Below are 16,716 nucleotides of genomic sequence, written 5' to 3' on the forward strand. Positions count from 1 at the left end.
ATCGTAGGGCTTCGTGCTAGGTGTTGGGGTATGGCGTATTCCGACCCCAATATCAGCGCATCCCGTCCCGTTATTCGTCAACTGGACGAAACCGCGATCAATCGAATTGCGGCAGGCGAAGTGGTAGAGCGGCCGGCCAGCGCAGTGAAGGAACTGGTCGAGAATGCGCTCGATGCGGGGGCGTCGCGCATTTCTATCGATGTCGCTGATGGTGGCAAGACGCTGATCCGGGTGACTGACGATGGATGTGGCATAGCGGCGGAGGATCTTCCGCTTGCGCTGTCACGTCACGCGACCTCCAAGATCGACGGGTCGGACCTGCTCAACATCCACACCTTCGGGTTTCGTGGCGAGGCGCTGCCATCGCTCGGCGCGGTTGGCCGGCTCACGATCACCAGCCGGATCGCCGGTGCCGAGGCAGCGCAGATCCGTGTCGCGGGCGGACGGATCGAGCCTGTGAAACCTGCCGCTCTGCGCACGGGAACAGTTGTCGAGCTGCGGGACCTGTTCTTTGCCACCCCGGCCCGATTGAAGTTCATGCGCACCGATAGGGCCGAGGCGCAGGCAATTTCCGATATGGTCAAGCGTCTTGCCATGGCCGAACCATCCGTTTCGTTCCTGTTGCGCGACGTGTCAGGCGGGGGCGAGGGGCGTGTCAGCTTTCGCTCGGATGGCGAGACGGGCGATTTGTTCGACGCACTTCACGCCAGGTTGGCGCGCGTGCTGGGCCGCGACTTTGCCGAAAACGCTTTGCGGATCGACGCCACGCGCGAGGGGATTCGGTTGTTTGGCTATGCTGCGTTGCCGACCTATTCGCGTGGGGCGGCAGTGGCTCAGTACCTGTTCGTCAATGGCAGGCCTGTCCGGGACAAGATGCTGACCGGGGCGCTCAGGGCTGCCTATTTTGATTTCCTCAGCCGTGACCGGCATCCCGCCGCCGCGCTTTTCATCGATTGTCCGCCGGTACTGGTCGACGTCAATGTGCATCCAGCCAAATCAGAGGTCCGTTTTCGTGACCCGGGTGTGGCCCGCGGGTTGATCGTTTCGTCCCTGCGCCATGCTTTGGCCGAGGCTGGCCACCGCGCGTCGACGACGATTGGGCACGCCACGCTTGGCGCGATGCGACCAGAGCCAGCGCCCCAGGAACCGGCCCGGGTGTACCAGATGGATCGTCCGTCTGAACCCGCGCGACAGGCCGCCTTTCGCGCGCAAGCAACCGGATTTGCCGAGCTCTCGGACAATTTCAGTGCGCGCGTCGTTGCGGTGGAGCCTTGCAATGGGGCCACGGAACAGTCTGATGAGCCACCGGCAGAGGCCCGCCCGTTGGGCGCGGCACGCGGACAGGTGCATGAGAATTACATAATCGCCCAGACCGAAACCGGTATGGTGATCGTCGATCAGCATGCCGCGCATGAGCGCCTTGTTTATGAACGGCTCAAGAAACAGATGGCTGATACGGGTGTAGCGTCGCAAGCCCTGCTTATCCCCGAGATCATCGATCTGGCGGATGATGATCGTTCTCGCCTTTTGTCGGTTTCTGAGGGCCTTGCACAACTCGGTCTGGCCATCGAACCCTTCGGCGGCTCTGCGGTTGCCGTCCGAGAGACTCCGGCAATACTCGGCGAGGTCGATGCAAAGGCCATGATCCTCGATATCGTCGACGAGTTGCGCGACGAGGGTGAGAGCATGAGCGTCCAGGCCCGGATCGAGGCAATCCTGTCGCGCGTGGCCTGTCATGGGTCGGTGAGGTCTGGCCGAAGAATGCGGGCGGAAGAGATGAACGCGCTCTTGCGCGAAATGGAGGCGACGCCGCATTCGGGGCAGTGCAACCACGGGCGTCCCACCTATGTCGAGCTGAAGCTTTCGGACATTGAACGTCTGTTCGGGCGGAGTTGATCAACCACCCGACTTGGGTTAGGCCTGTGTGAAACGAAACAAGAACAGAGCGGGCAGATGATCGAGATTTCAGGACAGAGCTATTCGCTGGACGACCCGGTGACACTCGCGGTTCTCTCGGGGGCTGGCGTCCTTCTCTTGATCCTCGTTCTGGTGTTTCTTTCATTGCGCGCCGCATCGAGGTCGGCCAGAACTGTCGAGCCGTTGGCGCAACACATGGCGATGCTCAGCCAGACGGTCCAGCAGCTGGGCCAGGGTCAGGAACAGCTTCGCGGAGGCTTGCAACACGTATCTGATACGCAGGCGAACGCGCAGGTTCAGGTAATCCAGACCGTCGAGGCGCGCCTTTCGGCCGTGCAACAGCATATGAATGACCGTTTAGCGGACAACGCAATGAAATCCGCGCATGCACTTTCGGAAATGCAGGAGCGGATGAAAGAGACGCTGCATGGCTCGTCCAAGCAAACGGCGACCTCTTTGACCCAGTTGCAGGAACGTCTCGCCGCAATCGACAAGGCACAGGACAACATCACCAAACTCTCGGGCGACGTTCTGAGCTTGCAGGATATCCTGTCGAACAAGCAGACAAGGGGCGCCTTTGGCGAGATACAGTTGAACGATATCGTCTCCAAAGCTCTGCCCGCTGACAGCTATGCCTTGCAGGCCACGCTTTCGAATGGACGGCGGGCCGATTGCCTTATCCACTTACCCAATCCTCCGGGACCGATCGTTATCGATTCCAAGTTTCCGCTGGAAGCTTACGAGGCCCTGCGCAAGGCCGAGACGCAGTCACAGGTGCAAGAAGCCGCGCGAATGCTGCGAAACGCCGTACGCACCCACATCAACGCTATCTCGGAACGCTACATTCTGGATGGTGAAACTGCGGATGGCGCGCTGATGTTCTTGCCGTCAGAGGCCGTGTATGCCGAGCTTCACGCGAATTTTTCAGATGTGGTTCGGGAAGGGTTCGCCAAACGGGTCTGGATTGTGTCTCCGACCACTTGCATGGCGACCCTCAATACAATGCGGGCTATCCTCAAGGACGCGCGGATGCGGGAACAGGCTGGAGCAATCCGCAAGGAACTGGGACTTTTGCACAAAGACGTCGAACGTTTGGGCGACCGTGTCGGCAACCTTGACCGCCACTTCTCGCAGGCCGCCAAGGACATCTCGGAAATAAAGATAAGTGCTGACAAGGCGGGCCGACGGGCACAACGCCTCGACAATTTCGATTTCGAGGAACTAGCCCCCGAGGACGCTGCGAGCGTCGTTTCGATAGGCTCGCAGCGCTGATCCGGATCAGATCCTGAAGAATGGCTGCAACAGCCGGGGCATGAGGCTGTTGAATTTCAGCGGCGCATCGGTCACGGCGAGGCAAATGCAATCTTCGCCGACATCTGCCACCGGCATATGCTCGAGGTCTTCATCGGCTATTTCCACGTCACCGCGCGCGAAGCGGTCGACCTCATCGGAAAAGGCACCTTGCAGGACCATTGTCAGTTCCATCCCGTTATGGCCATGATCCGGGACCGCTGTTCCCGCTGGGATGTAGAGAAGACGCGCAGACGCTTCGGGAGAGTTCGCGATGATGGCCTGTTTGACCCCCATGCCGATCGGACGCCATTTGATGCGTGACACGTCCCCTCCGACGTAATCTCGAAGCGGTGCGGGCAGAACACTGCACGCAGCCGTATCTTTGGTCCTCGGGCGGGCAGGCCCTTTCTTGATCAGCTCCATCGTCGCCGCAAGGGATTGCGAACCCATCTCGGACGCTGTCATCTCGTCGTCTTCCAGAAGAACGCCGCCAATAGCGTCGAAGCTCTCTGCGCGCGCACGGCATTCGTCACAAAGGGACAAATGTGTCGCGACCATCAGGTCGAACGCCTCGGGCAGAGCGCCCGCAGAGTAAGCCATCAACAGCTCGTCGGTGAGGTGGTGTTTGATCCTGTCTTTCATCGCCTTATCAACCCATAGCATGGCGCAAGCGGTCCAGCGCCAATCTTATCCGAGACTTGATCGTGCCCAGCGGCAGACCTGTTTGTGCGGCGATCTCACGGTGGCTGAGATCGCCAAAGTAAGCTTTTTCAATCAACTCGCGCTGCGCCTTGGGCAGCGCGCTCATTGCGTTGCGCAGTTGCGCGGTTTCCTGTTGCAGGGAAATCACCTCGGCCGGCTCCGGATCGGCCTCGGGTCCCCAAGGCAATTCTTCAGGCTCCGGGCGCCTCTGCCGGCGGATCAAGTCGATCCGGCGGTTCCGGGCAATCGTGAACACCCATGTCGCCACCGACGCTCGGCCCGGATCGAACATGTGTGCCTTGTGCCAAAGAGTCGCCATGACTTCCTGGGCACACTCCTCTGCCATGGCCGCGTCAGACCCCGAGCGGATCAGAAATGCCTTCACCCTTGGCGCGAAATGCCGGAACAAATCGACAAATGCCGATTGATCCTGGGCATCGCGGATGCGCAGCACGTGGTCTACCCAGTCATATTCCTTGTCGGTCTTTCCTGCTTCCTTCGTCACCGTCTTTGCCTCGACCAATCGGTCGTCCTTGTTTCGATCGCAATCGGGCACGGTTGCGCCGATCGCATCGTCCAACACCAGTTCGGGGCCAGTTTCGGTGAACATACCGTTGTTACGTGGGTCATGCCCAGACGGATCACCCGCGACAAAAATTCTTTTCTTTTAAATCCGGCAGGGACACGACGGCGTAGGAATAGATATCGTACAAGACTGGAGACGACCAACAATGCCATTTGAACAGAACGCGGGCGCGCCTCGAAAAGTTGCCGTGATAGGCGGCGGAATTTCGGGGATGGGTGCGGCCAACCTGCTGGCTGACACGCATCATGTCACGCTGTTCGAGGCCGAACCACGCCTCGGCGGCCACGCACGCACCGTGATCGCCGGTCGTAACGGGGACCAGCCCGTTGATATCGGTTTTATCGTCTTCAACGAAGTGACCTATCCAAACCTGATATCCCTTTTCGAAAAGCTAGACGTTCCGATCGCGAAAAGTTCGATGACTTTCGGCGCATCGATACGCGGCGGAGCGATCGAATACGCGCTGCATGGACCTGACGCGCTTTTTGCGCAACGCCGCAACATGGTGCGCCCCCAGTTTCTGAGGTTCGTCCGGGACCTGTTGTATTTCAACAAGAACGCGCTTCGCTACGCGTCGGACCGTACGCAAACTGTGCGCGAAATGCTGGACCGGATGAAGATGGGCGAGTGGTTTCGCTCCTACTACCTTGAACCGTTTTCCGGCGCCATCTGGTCCACGCCGAAAGAAAAGGTGATGGACTTCCCGGCCTACGCGATGGTCAAGTTCTTTGACAATCACCTGTTGCTGCACGCCAACGAGGAGCATCAGTGGTACACCGTGCGCGGCGGGTCGGTCGAGTACGTGGGTCGGTTGGAAGCAGCGATGCGCAAAAAAGGCGTCGAGCTGCGGCTGGGCTCGCCCATCGCCGGAGTGCGGCGTGGAGCCATCGGCCCCGAGATCCGTGCCGAAAGCGGCGAGTGGGAACAGTTCGACGAGGTTGTTTTCGCCACTCATTCCGACGACACGCTTGCGCTCCTGTCCGATGCCACGCCGCAGGAGACATCGGCCCTGGGTGCGATCAGGTATCAGCCGAACGATATCGTGCTCCATGCGGACCCGTCAGTCATGCCCAAGCGTCGCAAGTGCTGGTCAAGCTGGGTCCATACCGAAGATGCAAACCCAAGCTCTGAGCGTATCGACCTGACTTACTGGATGAACTCGCTCCAGCCGATCCCGCATGACGATCCGCATTTCGTCACCCTCAATTCACGCCGACGCATCCGGGAAGACCTGATCTATGCCGAGGCTACGTTTCGCCACCCGGTCTATGACCTTGGCGCATTGCGCGCGCAGGAAGAGATCCGTCACTTCAACGGGGAAAACAATACATGGTTCTGTGGCGCGTGGATGCGTAACGGTTTCCACGAGGACGGGCTGGCCAGCGCAATCGACGTGGTCGAGCGGATGAACAGTCTTCAACTGGTTCAGGTAGCCGCTGAATGAGCAAGATCGAGCATATCGCGGGACACACGTTCCACGGACGCAAGGGAGCGGTAGAGAACGCGTTTCGCTATTCGGTCGATTACGTTATGCTCGATCCCGAAGCGGAACCGGATGCACCGTCGCTCTTTTCCAGAAACGGTAGGAACCTGATGGGGCTGCACGATGCTGACCATGGGGGTGAGCCGGCTAAGGGGCGCGGCGCCGCTTGGGTTCGTGATGTTTTCTCCGACTACCAACTGCCACAGCCGGCGCGCATCACGTTGCTCGCCCAGCCACGCGTTCTGGGGCATGTGTTCAACCCGGTCAGTTTCTGGCTATGTTTCGATGACGTCGGCGCGCTGTTTGCGGTCGTGTCAGAGGTCACCAACACTTGGGGAACGCGGCACAGCTATGTTTGCCACAAGCCCGACCTGTCGCCAATCTCGGCCCAGGATCGTCTGACCGCGACCAAGCTGCTGCATGTGTCCCCATTTCAGCCGCGCGAGGGCAATTACACCTTCCGCTTCGACATACGCGACGACCGGATCGGAGTATGGATCGACTATGGTCGTGAGGCTGGCGGTCTGATTGCAACACTGACGGGCCGCAGGCAGCCGCTGACAAACCGAGCTATAACCTGGTCCGTGTTGCGCAGGCCCTTCGGCTCGCGTCGCGTATTGGCGTTGATCCATTGGCAGGCGCTGAAATTGTGGTGGAAGAAAGCAACCTTTCGCCGTCAACCCGAACCATTGAAACCTGACGTGAGCAGGGGATGATGGTGTTGGCGGGCGTTCAAACTACTTCCGGCCATCGTCTGCCGGCCTATGCCGGGTTCGCGGCGATGCTAGCTGCTGCAGGCCTGCCGCTATACATACACGCGCCCAAGTTCTACGTCGACGAATACGGTCTGAGCCTGGCTGCTCTCGGCAGCGTTTTGTTCGGTTTGCGGCTTCTCGATGTCGTCCAGGACCCGTTGCTCGGCAAGTTGAGCGAGGCGTTGCGAAATCATCGTTCTGCGGCAGTGGCGATAGGGGCAACTGTTCTATCGGGTGCAATGATAGGCCTTTTCGCAGTTACGCCACCGCTTGCTCCGCTTCTGTGGTTCGCATTCATGCTGACCCTGGTTTTTTCTTCCTTCAGCTTTCTTACGATCTGCTTCTACGCCCAAGGGGTCGCCAAGGCGCACGAACTTGGCGGCTCAGGGCATCTGAAACTGGCGCGATGGCGGGAAACCGGTGCCCTCGCCGGGGTTTGCTTGGCCGCCGTCGCGCCTGTTGCATTGGCGCAGATAACGGTGACCCCATTCGCCGGATTTGCGTTGGGGTTCGTCCTCTTCGCGCTGGCAGTCGTGTTTGCCATGAGACCCGAATGGCAGGCGTCCCATCTGCCGGCCTCGACGGGCTTTCGAGCCGTTCTTCAAGACTCCCCGGCACGGCGCTTGCTGATCATAGGATTGCTGAACGCTGCCCCGGTTGCGGTATCGTCGACGCTGTTTCTTTTTTTCGTCGAAAGTCGGCTGGAGGCTCCGGGTTGGGAAGGGCCGCTCTTGCTGGTTTTTTTCCTCTCCGCAGCGATTGCTGCTCCGATCTGGGGGCGGGCAGCCGAACGGTATGGGGCGAAACAGACGTTGATTGCCGGCATGGTTCTTTCGATCCTGGCCTTTGCCTGTGTCCTGTTTCTTGGCGCGGGCGACACGGCTGCCTTTGCGGCAATCTGTATTGCATCGGGTGCGGCGTTGGGCGCCGACATGACTCTTTTGCCAGCGCTCTTCGCGGCCCGGATGGCGCGCATCGCGCCGCGCGCGGCTGAAGGGTTCGGTCTGTGGTCCTTTGTAACAAAGTTCACGCTGGCTTTTGCTGCCGTTCTGCTCTTGCCCGCGCTAGAAGCTGCCGGGTTTCGCGCGGGTCCTGAAAACGCGCCCGAGGCTTTGACGCTATTGACGCTGTTCTATGCAGCCGTGCCATGCGTTCTCAAAGCTGCTGCGCTTGTTTTGCTGGCCTTCACCACGTTGGAGGATACCTGACATGAATTCCATACTGCTGATATTGCTTGGCGGTTTCATTGCGATCGGTCTCATGGTTCTGCGACGGAGATACCTGGGTTTTCTTGCGCAGCGCCCTGACGACTACAGACAGACAACGCCAGCTCTCGATCTGCGTCGCCACTTGAACGGTGATATCCGGTGTGACGGCGTGATCTATGGCCCGTTGGGGCGCGTCACCTCACGTTTCGAAGGGCTGTTCAACGCCAAGTGGGAAGGTCAGACCGGCGTGATGACCGAGCATTTCCAGTATGACACCGGCACGACGCAGGATCGTGCATGGACATTGAGTCTCGGGCCGGAGGGGCAGGTCAAGGCTACGGCACCCGATGTAATCGGAACGGGTGAGGGCAAGTTGGCGGGTTCATCTTTGTGTTTGCGATATAGCATTCGCCTTCCAGATGCTGCCGGAGGGCATGTTTTGAACGTGGTCGACTGGATGTACCTGATGCCCAACGGAACCATCGTGAACAGGTCACAGTTTCGAAAGTATGGCATCAAGGTAGCAGAACTGGTCGCCACCTTGCACCGCGTTGACAGGACCGAGGAGACAGCATGACAGACTGGGCCGGGAAACGATATTGGCTGGTGGGCGCAAGTGCTGGCCTCGGAGAGGCCTTGGCCCGGCATATGAGCCGTATGGGTATCAGGCTGGTGCTTTCGGCGCGGTCAGAGGATGAGTTGAACAGTCTGTCCCAAGAACTGCCGGGTCCGTCCGAAGTTGTCACCATGGACGTGAGCGATCCGGACTCTGTTCGCGCAGCGGCGGAAAGGGTGGGTGAAGTCGATGGTTTGATTTTCCTTGCCGGTGCGTATTGGCCGATGAAAACCCAAGCATGGGATTTCGAGCAGGCCAACATCATGGCGGATGTCAATTTCACCGGGATGATGCGGGTCATGGGAGTGGCGGTCCCATCAATGGTTGCCCGCGATGCAGGTCATATCGTCATCACAGGGTCGCTGTCGGGGTATCGGGGCCTGCCAAAGGCCATCGGATATGCAGCGTCCAAGGCGGGCGTGATGCGGCTTGCCGAATGCATGCATGCCGATCTGCGCAATACCGGCGTTCGGGTTCAACTGGTCAATCCGGGCTTCATCCGCACGCGCCTGACCGACAAGAACGACTTTAACATGCCTTTCCTGATGGAGGCTGATGAAGCAGCCGCACGCATATTCGAGCATATGTGCACGGATCGTTTCAGACGCGATTTTCCCATGCGCCTGTCAGCAATCATCGGCCTTGGACGGATGCTGCCCGACTGGCTCTACTATCGTCTGTTTGCGTGAGATCAAGGACGCGCCGGTTCTGTCGCGGTTGAATGCGTAAGAAGAACCGCAGGAGACGCGAACAAATGGAAATTTCACCCAGGACTGTGGTGCAGGTTGCCTTGATGGCCCGCGAATTGAACCGGGCAGAAAGCGAATTGAGGGCGTTCGTCGAACGGATGAGCGAAGATGAGCAAGCCGAGTTGGTTGCCGTCATGTGGATCGGGCGCGACAGCTTCGACGCTGCTGACTGGAACGAGGCGGTCGCAACCGCGCGCGCCGAAGCATCGGTTCCCTGCGCCGACTATTTGCTCGGGTCGCCGCATCTGTCGGATCACTTGGAAAACGGCCTCGACGCCCTGGGTTATTCCGTCGAGGATATCGAAAGCGGGCTCATGTAACTCGTGTCAGAGGCGCGTGATGTGTTCGTTGAACATGTCGCGCGCTCGTCCCCAGACCCCTGTTTCGAGAGTTTCAAGGGTCAGCAGCGACGGCAGAAGTTGGGCGGCGTAGTCTTCGGAACTTTCGCCCGGCAGCATCGATGGCAAATTGTCGATGGCGGTGACGTCAAGCGGAGGTGAGTGGTGAACCCGCAGGGCGGGTTTTTCCCAGCTTGTTGTCCGGTCATAGACCTTGATGGGTGAAAAATCGCTGTCCGGATCGCAAGCGATATCTCCGATAACCGTCAATCGGCGTTGGGCGTGCGATGCGCTCGCGGGGACGAATACCGGGGTACCTGGCCGCGCCAGAATACAGTTGAGAAAGATGTCGTGGGCCAGAACCTCGGGGAAGGGTCCACCATGGGCGGTTTCGTTCATGTCCCATTTCGAGACAGGCACGCCCATAGTCCGGCACAGATCGGCGGCTCCGGTACCCACCCGCCCCAAAGCACCGATCACCAGTGCCGTTGGCCTCTGCGTGCCGATGCGCAGCAACTCGGTCTGCAGGTCCTGTTGCAGATGCAACGAGCTTTCATAAGCGCCGACGGGCCCGCAAAGCGCGCCCCGTTTTTGGGCCGACCAACATTTCAATGCGACCGCCGCGCCGGCATAGCCGGCCCAATACCCGAAAGCAGCGACACGTCGGCCGTCAGAATTTACGAGGTACTCCAGATCGAACAGTGTTCCTCCGCCGGCCTTGAACCGTCGCAGCAGCTTCTGGCCTGCGGGTTGGCCCTTGAATGCATGCCCGAACATGATGTGCCGATGCACCAATGCCGTGTCATCATCCGGCAGTTCCTTGAGCCCGAAGACGATGGCATCGGCAGGCGCCCGTGGCCAGCTGTTCTCAGGCGCGATCTCGACACCGGCTAGGCGATACCCGTCGATGGGGATCGCGCGCGTCGTGCTGTCCTCGACCGTGACCCGAATGCCCTTGTCGAGAAGCGCCTTGGCACCCAGCGGGGTCAGTCCGACCCGCTCTTCATTGGGGCGCTGTTCGGCTCGGACCCAAAGATGCGTCATCGGCGGCAATGCATCTTACACCAACCCATCGGCGATAACGCCTTGCACGGAGGGTCGACCCTCCATCGCTTCCATGAAGCGCGAGATGTTCGGGAAGGCAGACAGATCGACGCCATCGCCCGGCAGCCATCTGCACACGACGTAAAGATACGGATCCGCGATCGAGAACTGTTCGCCAAGAACAAAGGGGCCACCGATGCAGTGCGCCTCGACATGGGCAGCAGAGGCTTGCATCGTCTCGGTCACCTTGGCCGTCATGTCGGCCCAGGAAGATTCCTGATTGGCCCAGCGATGACCGCGCATCTTGTGCGCATGGTTCACATGCATCGTCGAGGCAAGGTAATACATCACCTCTCGCATCCGCGCCGCCTGCGCTGCATCCTCGGGAACCAGACCTGCGGATGGCGAGCGCGCAGCAATGTAATCCAGAAGCGCGCCTGTTTCGGTGAGCACGGCGCCGGCCACTTCCAACGCCGGTACCCGGCCTTTTGGATTGATGCCGTGATACTCGGGTTTCGTTTGCTCGGCGCTGGCGAAATCGACGCGGACAAGCTCGTGGTCCAGGCCGGCCTCTCGCAACGCGATTGCGACTGCTATCGAAATCGTGCCGGGTGCAAAGTAGAGCTTCATGCCATGTCCTTACATGTGGGTTTGCGCGTGGTGCCTGTCGGGATGTTCCAGGTGCGGCACGGCGTTGAACAGGACCGGGCTCAAGCGGTCACCGATCGGAAACAGACGGTGCATCGACGTGTTCATGATGGCAAGGGCAAGCCGCGCCATCGCATCGAGTTCCAGTTCCATTGCCTGCCGCATCACCATGGAGATCAGCGCGCCCGAGGTCACGACGATCGCCGGGCCGTCACCTTGGGCAATCTCGGACAGTGCCTCGGTGACGCGTGCTTCGAAATCTGCGAAGCTCTCGGGTGGGTTCGTGATCTCGCCCGCGCGCCATGCCTGGAACACACGGGGCAGATGCGCCGCGAATTCCTCGCGGCCTACGGGAACGGCAACGCCATGTTGCTCTTCGAACAGTCGGGCCAGCGTGAAATATTCGATCTCGTTGAAACGCGGATCGATCTGCGGGTCCGCAAGACCCATGCTGGCCGCCGTTTCCAGATGCCGGTTGAGGCTGCCAGCATAGACCCGAGGGTGATGCGCCCGAGTATCTTTCAGGTAACCTCCCAACCATTGGGCCTGTAGATGACCAAGTGAGCTGAGGCGATCATAACTGATCTCGTCACGCGCCTGCGTATTTGCCTGACCGTGGCGCACCAAGGTAATGTGGGACATCGAAATCGCTCCTTTGCGTCCTGTCCTATCCAAGGCTGCGGCTGTCCGCCAGAGCGTTTCCGCATGACCTGTTGCAGGGAAATACCGGCCGCATATGCTTGGTTTCAAAAGAAGGGGAAGGTGATGGCAGTGAATGCAGAGAGGTTTCTGGCGGATCTACACAAGTTGCGTCAGTTCGGCGCTGCCGGGGTTGGCAAGGGTGTAGTGCGCCCTGCCTATAGCAAAGCCGACATCGAGGCGCGCGCATGGTTGTCGGACAAGATGGCCGAGGCGGGTCTGACGAGCAGGATGGATCCGGTCGGAAACCTGTTCGGGCTTGCCGAAGGGAGGTCGATCCTGCTGGGGTCGCACTCCGACAGCCAGCCCGAAGGCGGCTGGCTGGACGGCGCGCTTGGTGTGATCGGAGCGCTCGAGGTAGCGCGAAGCAGCGACAGACCCGTTTCGGTGGTCAGCTTTCAAGATGAGGAAGGCCGGTTCGGCGTGACGACCGGTTCGGCAATCTGGGCAGGTCAGGTGTCGCTTGAAGAAGCGGATCGACTAACCGATCACACCGGCGTTGCATTCGGCGAAGCGAGGCAGGCCGTGTCGCATCTTGCTGGAGATTTCGTTGATCCGACATCCTTTTCGGGATTCATCGAAATGCATATCGAGCAGGGGCCAACCCTCGATACTGCGGAAGAACAGATTGGCGTGGTCACCGACATTGTCGGTATTCGCGATATGCGTATTACCTTCAACGGGCGTCAGAACCACGCCGGTACGACACCCATGCACCTGCGCCGCGACGCCTTTCAGGCGCTGGCGGCCTTCAGCGCGGAGATTGAGACGCGGTTTCGCAACCTGGTAACGCCGCGCACAGTGTGGACGATCGGGCATGTAAGCTTGCACCCCAATGCCTCTTCGATCGTGACGGGTCGGGCCGTGTTCTCGATGCAGTGGCGGGACGGCGACAGCGATCGCCTTGCGCGTATGGAAGAAATCATTCGGCTCACGGCACAAGAGATTGCCGCCTCGCGTGGCCTGACGGTTGAGTTTGGCAAAATGCTGGGCTTGGAGCCAGTCGCAATGGATCGTCGGCTGGCAAATGCCCTTGCAACCTCGGCTGAAAAGGTGAGCCCGGGGAGGTGGCGCCGCATGCCTTCGGGCGCGCTGCATGACGCCACGAACGTCGCCCGGATCATGCCGGTGTCTATGCTATTCGTGCCGTCGATCGGAGGTATCAGCCATGCCTTCGACGAAGATACGGACGAAGCCGACCTCGTCGCCGGCTTGCATGTCCTTGAGGATGCGGTGTCGGCCATAGGCTGAGCTGACGCGAATTTTCCGAGTCTGCGCCATTTTTCCGCCAGCTTTTTTCAAGAAGTTTGGCCAAGTCTATGCCCGGCAGCGGCAAGGAAAGGGATGAGATGATTTCGAGGTTGCTGGCCCTTCTGGGTCTTTGCGCGGTTTTGATGGGGTGTCAGGAATCCGTCACCCGCAACGAGGGCGCGCGCATTCTGGCCATCGGCGACTCGCTCATGACATGGAATTCCACAACGCGCCGTTCAGTACCGCATATCATCGAAAAGGAACTTGGCGAACCGGTGGTCGACCGGGCGGTCGCCGGGGCGTGGATGACGGTGCGCGAGGGTGCCGATTACGACAGCGGGATGGCGGTCCCCTTCCAATATGTCCAGGGCGACTGGGATTGGGTAATCATCAACGGTGGGGGCAATGATCTGCTTTTTGGCTGCGGGTGCGGTGTGTGCGACGGTGTTCTTGATCGCATGATCTCGGCCGATGGGACAACAGGTCAGATCCCCGATCTCGTTCGCAAGATTCATGCCGACGGCGCGCAGGTTCTTTACTTCGGCTACTTGCGCAGCCCCAACCTGCTGACGCCGATCGAGCACTGCAAGGATGATGGTGACGAACTGGAACGACGGATCGCCCGCATGGCCGGCCAGGAAGAGGGGATCGTCTTCGCGACCATGGGCCATATCGTGCCGCCGGGCGGTATCCGCTATTTCTCGCCCGATCTCATCCACCCTTCCCGGCGTGGCAGCCGGGCAATCGGAGAACGCTTGGCCAAGATCATAAGGGAATACGATACCCGCGGGTGACGCGGCTCAATTCCACCTGACATCGCCCAGAAAAATGTATCCCGCGCCGTAGATCGTCTTGATCAGGCGCGGGTTCTTCGGATCTTCGCGAAGCTTGGTTCGCAGACGTGAAACCCGTACATCCATTGCCCTGTCAAAGCTTTCGCCTGCCGCGCCGCCCAAGGCTTCCTGCATCTGGGCCCGGCTGATCAGGCGTTTGGGGCTTTCCAGGAAGAGCCGCAGCACTTCTCCCTCGGCGTGGGAAAAGGCGGTTTCTTGTCCGTCGCCGTCTTCGAGCAAATAGCGGTCGAAATGAGCGGTCCACCCATTGAATTGCGCGGTCGTGCTGCCTTGGGCGGCGGACCGCGCGCCGGTGCGCAGGCGAGCGCGGATGCGGGCGACAACCTCGGCCGGGTCGAAGGGTTTGGTGATGTAATCGTCGGCACCAAGCTCAAGCCCTGTAATCCGATCCTGAACCTGCGCCCGGCCCGAGATGATTATGACCGCAGCACCGCGTTCCAGTGCCAACCGATGTACCAGCGCCAGCCCGTCGGTGTCCGGCAAAGAAAGGTCCACAAGGCAGACATCCGGTGTCTGCCGCTTCAATGACGCTTCGAACTCGCGCGCACGGGCAAAGCTCTGCGTGCGAAAGCCGGCGTCCTGCAGCACATCGGTCAGGATCTGGCGAATCTCTGGTTCGTCATCGAGGATGGTTACCAACGCATCGTGCATCATTCTGCCTCGGATCCGAGCAGCGCAGCCAGGTGCGCACGGGTAAAGGGTTTGCGCAATACCGGACAATGGTCGAGTGCAGCGCGGTGAAGCGGGTCGGACAATGGAAGCGAGGTCATCAGCATGCAGGGCAGATCAGAACTCAGCCGTTTGACCAGATCCAGCCCGGTCGCTGCCCCTTCGAGCCGAAGATCGGACAGCACCAGTTCGATCCCTTCGATATCCGCGGCAAGCGCGCAAGCTTCGTCCACCGAACTGGCCTCGATGACCGTGTGTCCCAATTCCACGAGCATGTCGCGAAATTGAGCGCGGAGTTCGTCGTTATCTTCGACCAGAAGTGCGAGGCCGCCGCTGATCTTTGGAGCCACGCGATAGGGAAGGCGCAAGGTCACTGCGGCTCCTGTCGGGGTGTTCGAAAGTCGCAAGTCGCCACCCGCAAGCTTGGCCATGTCGTAGGCCATGGGCAAGCCAAGGCCCGATCCCTCGCTCCCCTTGGTGGTGAAGAAGGGATTTAGCGCTTTCTCCAGCGCCTCTTTGGAAAAGCCGGGGCCGGTGTCGCCAACCGTAATCTCGACCCAAGTTCTAGCAACGGCATGTGCGCTGACGGTGATCTGACCAGATGGACCGCACGCATCGCGAGAGTTGAGAACGAGGTTCAACAAAGCGTCCTGCAACATACCGGGGTCCAGCATCAGCGCCTCGTCCGGTGTGTTGTCGAGGACGGACAATCCGACGGCGCGTGGGAGCGAAGGCGAAGCGAGCAGGCGCAGATCTTCCAGCAGCCCATGCAGGTCGGTTGCGACCGGACGCAAGGTTCGGCTACCCGTCATGTCCGCGATCCGATTGAGAAGCCTGCCGCCGCGACGGGCTGCTTTTTTCGTGGCCTCGACCAGTTCGGCGGCGCCTTCGGGAATTGGCATTCTTTCAAGCTTGCCCTGCATGCCCAGGATGATCGTGAGCAAGTTCGAGAAGTCATGCGCCAGCCCGGAGGTCATTTGTGCCGCCATTGCACGCCTGCGAGACTGTTGCAGGGCTACGCGCGCCTGCGTTTCCTCGGTTATGTCGACCGAAAGGATGAAGACCCCGCCCGCGCCGTCAGAGGTAAACGAAGCACGGATGCGTCGCCGGTCTTGTGGCTCGGCGAATTCAAAGACCGAGTTCCTACCTGCGAAGGCGCGTTCGAGATAGGGCTCGATCTTTGCATATACGGCGGGGCCAAGCGCGTCCGCGATATGAAGTCCGACGATGTCGGATGGTCGCCCTGGCATGACGGCACTTAGCCGACGATTTGAATAGCTATACCGTCGGTCCGCGCCGACATGTGCGATATGAGCTGGCATCATTTCGGTCGTCAGTCGCGTACGCGCTTCGATCTCGGTCAGCTGGCGTTTGGCTTCCTCGAGTGCGCTGATGGTCGCAGCCAGTTCGCGGTTGGTGGCAGACAGCTCCTCGGCGTGGGTCAGCAATTGGTCTGACAGCTCTTCGGACCGCGCCCTCAAAAGGGTTTCAACCCGTTTGGTGGATGTAATGTCTGTATAGACGGCCACCCAACCGCCTTGCGGGAGGGGGGCGCCTTCGACAGAAATCACTTGGCCATTGGGGCGGATGCGTTCGATGTAATGGGGTTCAAAGGCAAGGGCCTGCTCTACCCGACTGCGGATAATTTCCTGGATATCCGTTTCGGGCGCGTACTCGCCCTGTTCGGCAAGAAAACGGATAGTGTCGGCGAAATCCGCTCCGGGTTCAACCAGTTCATCTGGCAGTCCGAACATTTCCTGAAATCGTTTATTGCTAACAGCAAGGCGGAGGTCGCTGTCATAGATCGACAAGGCTTGACCGATCAGGTTTAGGCCCGCGGTCGTCATGGCCTTTACCCGCGTATCCGAAATCTCCAGCGGCTTCGTGATCTTGTCCGACATGCT

Annotated in this window: 17 protein-coding genes; 10 read left to right on the plus strand and 7 right to left on the minus strand. The window is 59.9% G+C overall.

Translation table 11 applies throughout. The features are described from left to right. The first annotated feature begins 30 nt into the window (after positions 1-30). Both mutL and ACFORG_RS13165 read left to right on the plus strand, forming a co-directional pair. Complete coding sequence (gene mutL, locus ACFORG_RS13160; protein ID WP_386735991.1) at positions 31-1,896, plus strand: DNA mismatch repair endonuclease MutL; 1,866 nt, start codon at positions 31-33, stop codon at positions 1,894-1,896. A gap of 57 nt (positions 1,897-1,953) precedes the next feature. Next, a complete protein-coding gene (locus ACFORG_RS13165) occupies positions 1,954-3,189 on the plus strand; it encodes a DNA recombination protein RmuC (RefSeq protein ID WP_386735992.1) in 1,236 nt (411 codons plus the stop codon). A 6-nt stretch (positions 3,190-3,195) separates the two neighbouring features. On the opposite strand, the gene ACFORG_RS13170 is transcribed toward ACFORG_RS13165, so the two are convergent. Together ACFORG_RS13170 and ACFORG_RS13175 are read right to left on the minus strand one after the other, a co-directional pair. After that, positions 3,196-3,852: a ChrR family anti-sigma-E factor gene (locus ACFORG_RS13170; RefSeq protein ID WP_386735993.1), complete on the minus strand. Its 657-nt coding sequence runs from the start codon at positions 3,850-3,852 to the stop codon at positions 3,196-3,198. A gap of 7 nt (positions 3,853-3,859) precedes the next feature. Next, positions 3,860-4,522: a sigma-70 family RNA polymerase sigma factor gene (locus tag ACFORG_RS13175; protein WP_386735994.1), complete on the minus strand. Its 663-nt coding sequence runs from the start codon at positions 4,520-4,522 to the stop codon at positions 3,860-3,862. 121 nt (positions 4,523-4,643) lie between these two features. Here ACFORG_RS13175 and ACFORG_RS13180 point away from each other — a divergent pair, with 121 nt between their 5' ends. The 6 genes from ACFORG_RS13180 (at position 4,644) to ACFORG_RS13205 (ending at position 9,629) form a co-directional block, all read left to right on the plus strand. Then, positions 4,644-5,942 carry an NAD(P)/FAD-dependent oxidoreductase gene (locus ACFORG_RS13180; RefSeq protein ID WP_386735995.1) on the plus strand — a complete coding sequence of 433 codons (1,299 nt, stop codon included), beginning with the start codon at positions 4,644-4,646 and terminating at the stop codon, positions 5,940-5,942. Next, positions 5,939-6,697, plus strand: a complete 759-nt coding sequence (locus tag ACFORG_RS13185; RefSeq protein WP_386735996.1) for a DUF1365 domain-containing protein — start codon at positions 5,939-5,941, stop codon at positions 6,695-6,697. The genes ACFORG_RS13180 and ACFORG_RS13185 overlap by 4 nt, the downstream gene beginning before the upstream one ends. Then, positions 6,697-7,944: an MFS transporter gene (locus ACFORG_RS13190; RefSeq protein WP_386736048.1), complete on the plus strand. Its 1,248-nt coding sequence runs from the start codon at positions 6,697-6,699 to the stop codon at positions 7,942-7,944. The genes ACFORG_RS13185 and ACFORG_RS13190 overlap by 1 nt, the downstream gene beginning before the upstream one ends. 1 nt (position 7,945) lies before the next feature. Then, positions 7,946-8,521, plus strand: coding sequence for a DUF3833 family protein (locus ACFORG_RS13195; protein ID WP_386735997.1), 576 nt, complete (start codon positions 7,946-7,948; stop codon positions 8,519-8,521). Beyond that, positions 8,518-9,249 (plus strand): SDR family NAD(P)-dependent oxidoreductase, encoded by a 732-nt coding sequence (locus tag ACFORG_RS13200; protein ID WP_386735998.1) that lies wholly within the window; start codon positions 8,518-8,520, stop codon positions 9,247-9,249. Before ACFORG_RS13195 ends, ACFORG_RS13200 begins: the two co-directional genes overlap by 4 nt. A gap of 65 nt (positions 9,250-9,314) precedes the next feature. Further along, on the plus strand, positions 9,315-9,629 hold the full coding sequence (locus ACFORG_RS13205) for a DUF3775 domain-containing protein (RefSeq protein WP_386735999.1): 315 nt from the start codon (positions 9,315-9,317) through the stop codon (positions 9,627-9,629). A 6-nt stretch (positions 9,630-9,635) separates the two neighbouring features. Here the strand turns inward: ACFORG_RS13205 and ACFORG_RS13210 are convergent, their stop codons facing one another. Genes ACFORG_RS13210 through ACFORG_RS13220 form a run of 3 tightly spaced genes read right to left on the minus strand, consistent with a single transcriptional unit; the run spans position 9,636 to position 11,981 of the window. Further along, complete coding sequence (locus ACFORG_RS13210) at positions 9,636-10,691, minus strand: saccharopine dehydrogenase (protein ID WP_386736000.1); 1,056 nt, start codon at positions 10,689-10,691, stop codon at positions 9,636-9,638. A 15-nt stretch (positions 10,692-10,706) separates the two neighbouring features. Then, complete coding sequence (locus ACFORG_RS13215) at positions 10,707-11,321, minus strand: glutathione S-transferase family protein (protein ID WP_386736001.1); 615 nt, start codon at positions 11,319-11,321, stop codon at positions 10,707-10,709. Positions 11,322-11,330: 9 nt separating this feature from the next. Further along, positions 11,331-11,981 (minus strand): histidine phosphatase family protein, encoded by a 651-nt coding sequence (locus tag ACFORG_RS13220; RefSeq protein ID WP_386736002.1) that lies wholly within the window; start codon positions 11,979-11,981, stop codon positions 11,331-11,333. Between the two features lie 123 nt (positions 11,982-12,104). Between ACFORG_RS13220 and ACFORG_RS13225 the strand changes: the two genes are divergently transcribed. Then, positions 12,105-13,289, plus strand: coding sequence for a hydantoinase/carbamoylase family amidase (locus ACFORG_RS13225; RefSeq protein ID WP_386736003.1), 1,185 nt, complete (start codon positions 12,105-12,107; stop codon positions 13,287-13,289). 98 nt (positions 13,290-13,387) lie between these two features. Further along, positions 13,388-14,083 (plus strand): SGNH/GDSL hydrolase family protein, encoded by a 696-nt coding sequence (locus ACFORG_RS13230; protein WP_386736004.1) that lies wholly within the window; start codon positions 13,388-13,390, stop codon positions 14,081-14,083. Between the two features lie 6 nt (positions 14,084-14,089). On the opposite strand, the gene ACFORG_RS13235 is transcribed toward ACFORG_RS13230, so the two are convergent. Together ACFORG_RS13235 and ACFORG_RS13240 are read right to left on the minus strand one after the other, a co-directional pair. Further along, entirely contained in the window at positions 14,090-14,794 is a 705-nt protein-coding gene (locus ACFORG_RS13235; protein ID WP_386736005.1) for a response regulator transcription factor, read from the minus strand. Further along, the gene (locus ACFORG_RS13240; RefSeq protein ID WP_386736006.1) at positions 14,794-16,713 is read right to left on the minus strand and encodes a PAS-domain containing protein; all 1,920 of its coding nucleotides are present in this window, start codon (positions 16,711-16,713) and stop codon (positions 14,794-14,796) included. Before ACFORG_RS13240 ends, ACFORG_RS13235 begins: the two co-directional genes overlap by 1 nt. Between the last annotated feature and the right edge of the window lie 3 nt (positions 16,714-16,716).

Source organism: Lutimaribacter marinistellae (assembly GCF_042648365.1).
GTDB classification, from domain to species: Bacteria; Pseudomonadota; Alphaproteobacteria; order Rhodobacterales; family Rhodobacteraceae; genus Lutimaribacter_A; species Lutimaribacter_A marinistellae.

What these genes read in the sequence shown, in the direction of transcription:
- mutL (WP_386735991.1), top strand. Translation starts at nt 31, where the DNA reads ATGGCGTATTCCGACCCCAATATCAGCGCATCCCGTCCCGTTATTCGT.
- ACFORG_RS13165 (WP_386735992.1), top strand. Translation starts at nt 1,954, where the DNA reads ATGATCGAGATTTCAGGACAGAGCTATTCGCTGGACGACCCGGTGACA.
- ACFORG_RS13195 (WP_386735997.1), top strand. Translation starts at nt 7,946, where the DNA reads ATGAATTCCATACTGCTGATATTGCTTGGCGGTTTCATTGCGATCGGT.
- ACFORG_RS13175 (WP_386735994.1), bottom strand. Translation starts at nt 4,522, where the DNA reads ATGTTCACCGAAACTGGCCCCGAACTGGTGTTGGACGATGCGATCGGC.
- ACFORG_RS13240 (WP_386736006.1), bottom strand. Translation starts at nt 16,713, where the DNA reads ATGTCGGACAAGATCACGAAGCCGCTGGAGATTTCGGATACGCGGGTA.
- ACFORG_RS13225 (WP_386736003.1), top strand. Translation starts at nt 12,105, where the DNA reads ATGGCAGTGAATGCAGAGAGGTTTCTGGCGGATCTACACAAGTTGCGT.
- ACFORG_RS13210 (WP_386736000.1), bottom strand. Translation starts at nt 10,691, where the DNA reads ATGACGCATCTTTGGGTCCGAGCCGAACAGCGCCCCAATGAAGAGCGG.
- ACFORG_RS13190 (WP_386736048.1), top strand. Translation starts at nt 6,697, where the DNA reads ATGGTGTTGGCGGGCGTTCAAACTACTTCCGGCCATCGTCTGCCGGCC.
- ACFORG_RS13185 (WP_386735996.1), top strand. Translation starts at nt 5,939, where the DNA reads ATGAGCAAGATCGAGCATATCGCGGGACACACGTTCCACGGACGCAAG.
- ACFORG_RS13200 (WP_386735998.1), top strand. Translation starts at nt 8,518, where the DNA reads ATGACAGACTGGGCCGGGAAACGATATTGGCTGGTGGGCGCAAGTGCT.
- ACFORG_RS13180 (WP_386735995.1), top strand. Translation starts at nt 4,644, where the DNA reads ATGCCATTTGAACAGAACGCGGGCGCGCCTCGAAAAGTTGCCGTGATA.
- ACFORG_RS13215 (WP_386736001.1), bottom strand. Translation starts at nt 11,321, where the DNA reads ATGAAGCTCTACTTTGCACCCGGCACGATTTCGATAGCAGTCGCAATC.
- ACFORG_RS13235 (WP_386736005.1), bottom strand. Translation starts at nt 14,794, where the DNA reads ATGCACGATGCGTTGGTAACCATCCTCGATGACGAACCAGAGATTCGC.
- ACFORG_RS13170 (WP_386735993.1), bottom strand. Translation starts at nt 3,852, where the DNA reads ATGAAAGACAGGATCAAACACCACCTCACCGACGAGCTGTTGATGGCT.
- ACFORG_RS13220 (WP_386736002.1), bottom strand. Translation starts at nt 11,981, where the DNA reads ATGTCCCACATTACCTTGGTGCGCCACGGTCAGGCAAATACGCAGGCG.
- ACFORG_RS13230 (WP_386736004.1), top strand. Translation starts at nt 13,388, where the DNA reads ATGATTTCGAGGTTGCTGGCCCTTCTGGGTCTTTGCGCGGTTTTGATG.
- ACFORG_RS13205 (WP_386735999.1), top strand. Translation starts at nt 9,315, where the DNA reads ATGGAAATTTCACCCAGGACTGTGGTGCAGGTTGCCTTGATGGCCCGC.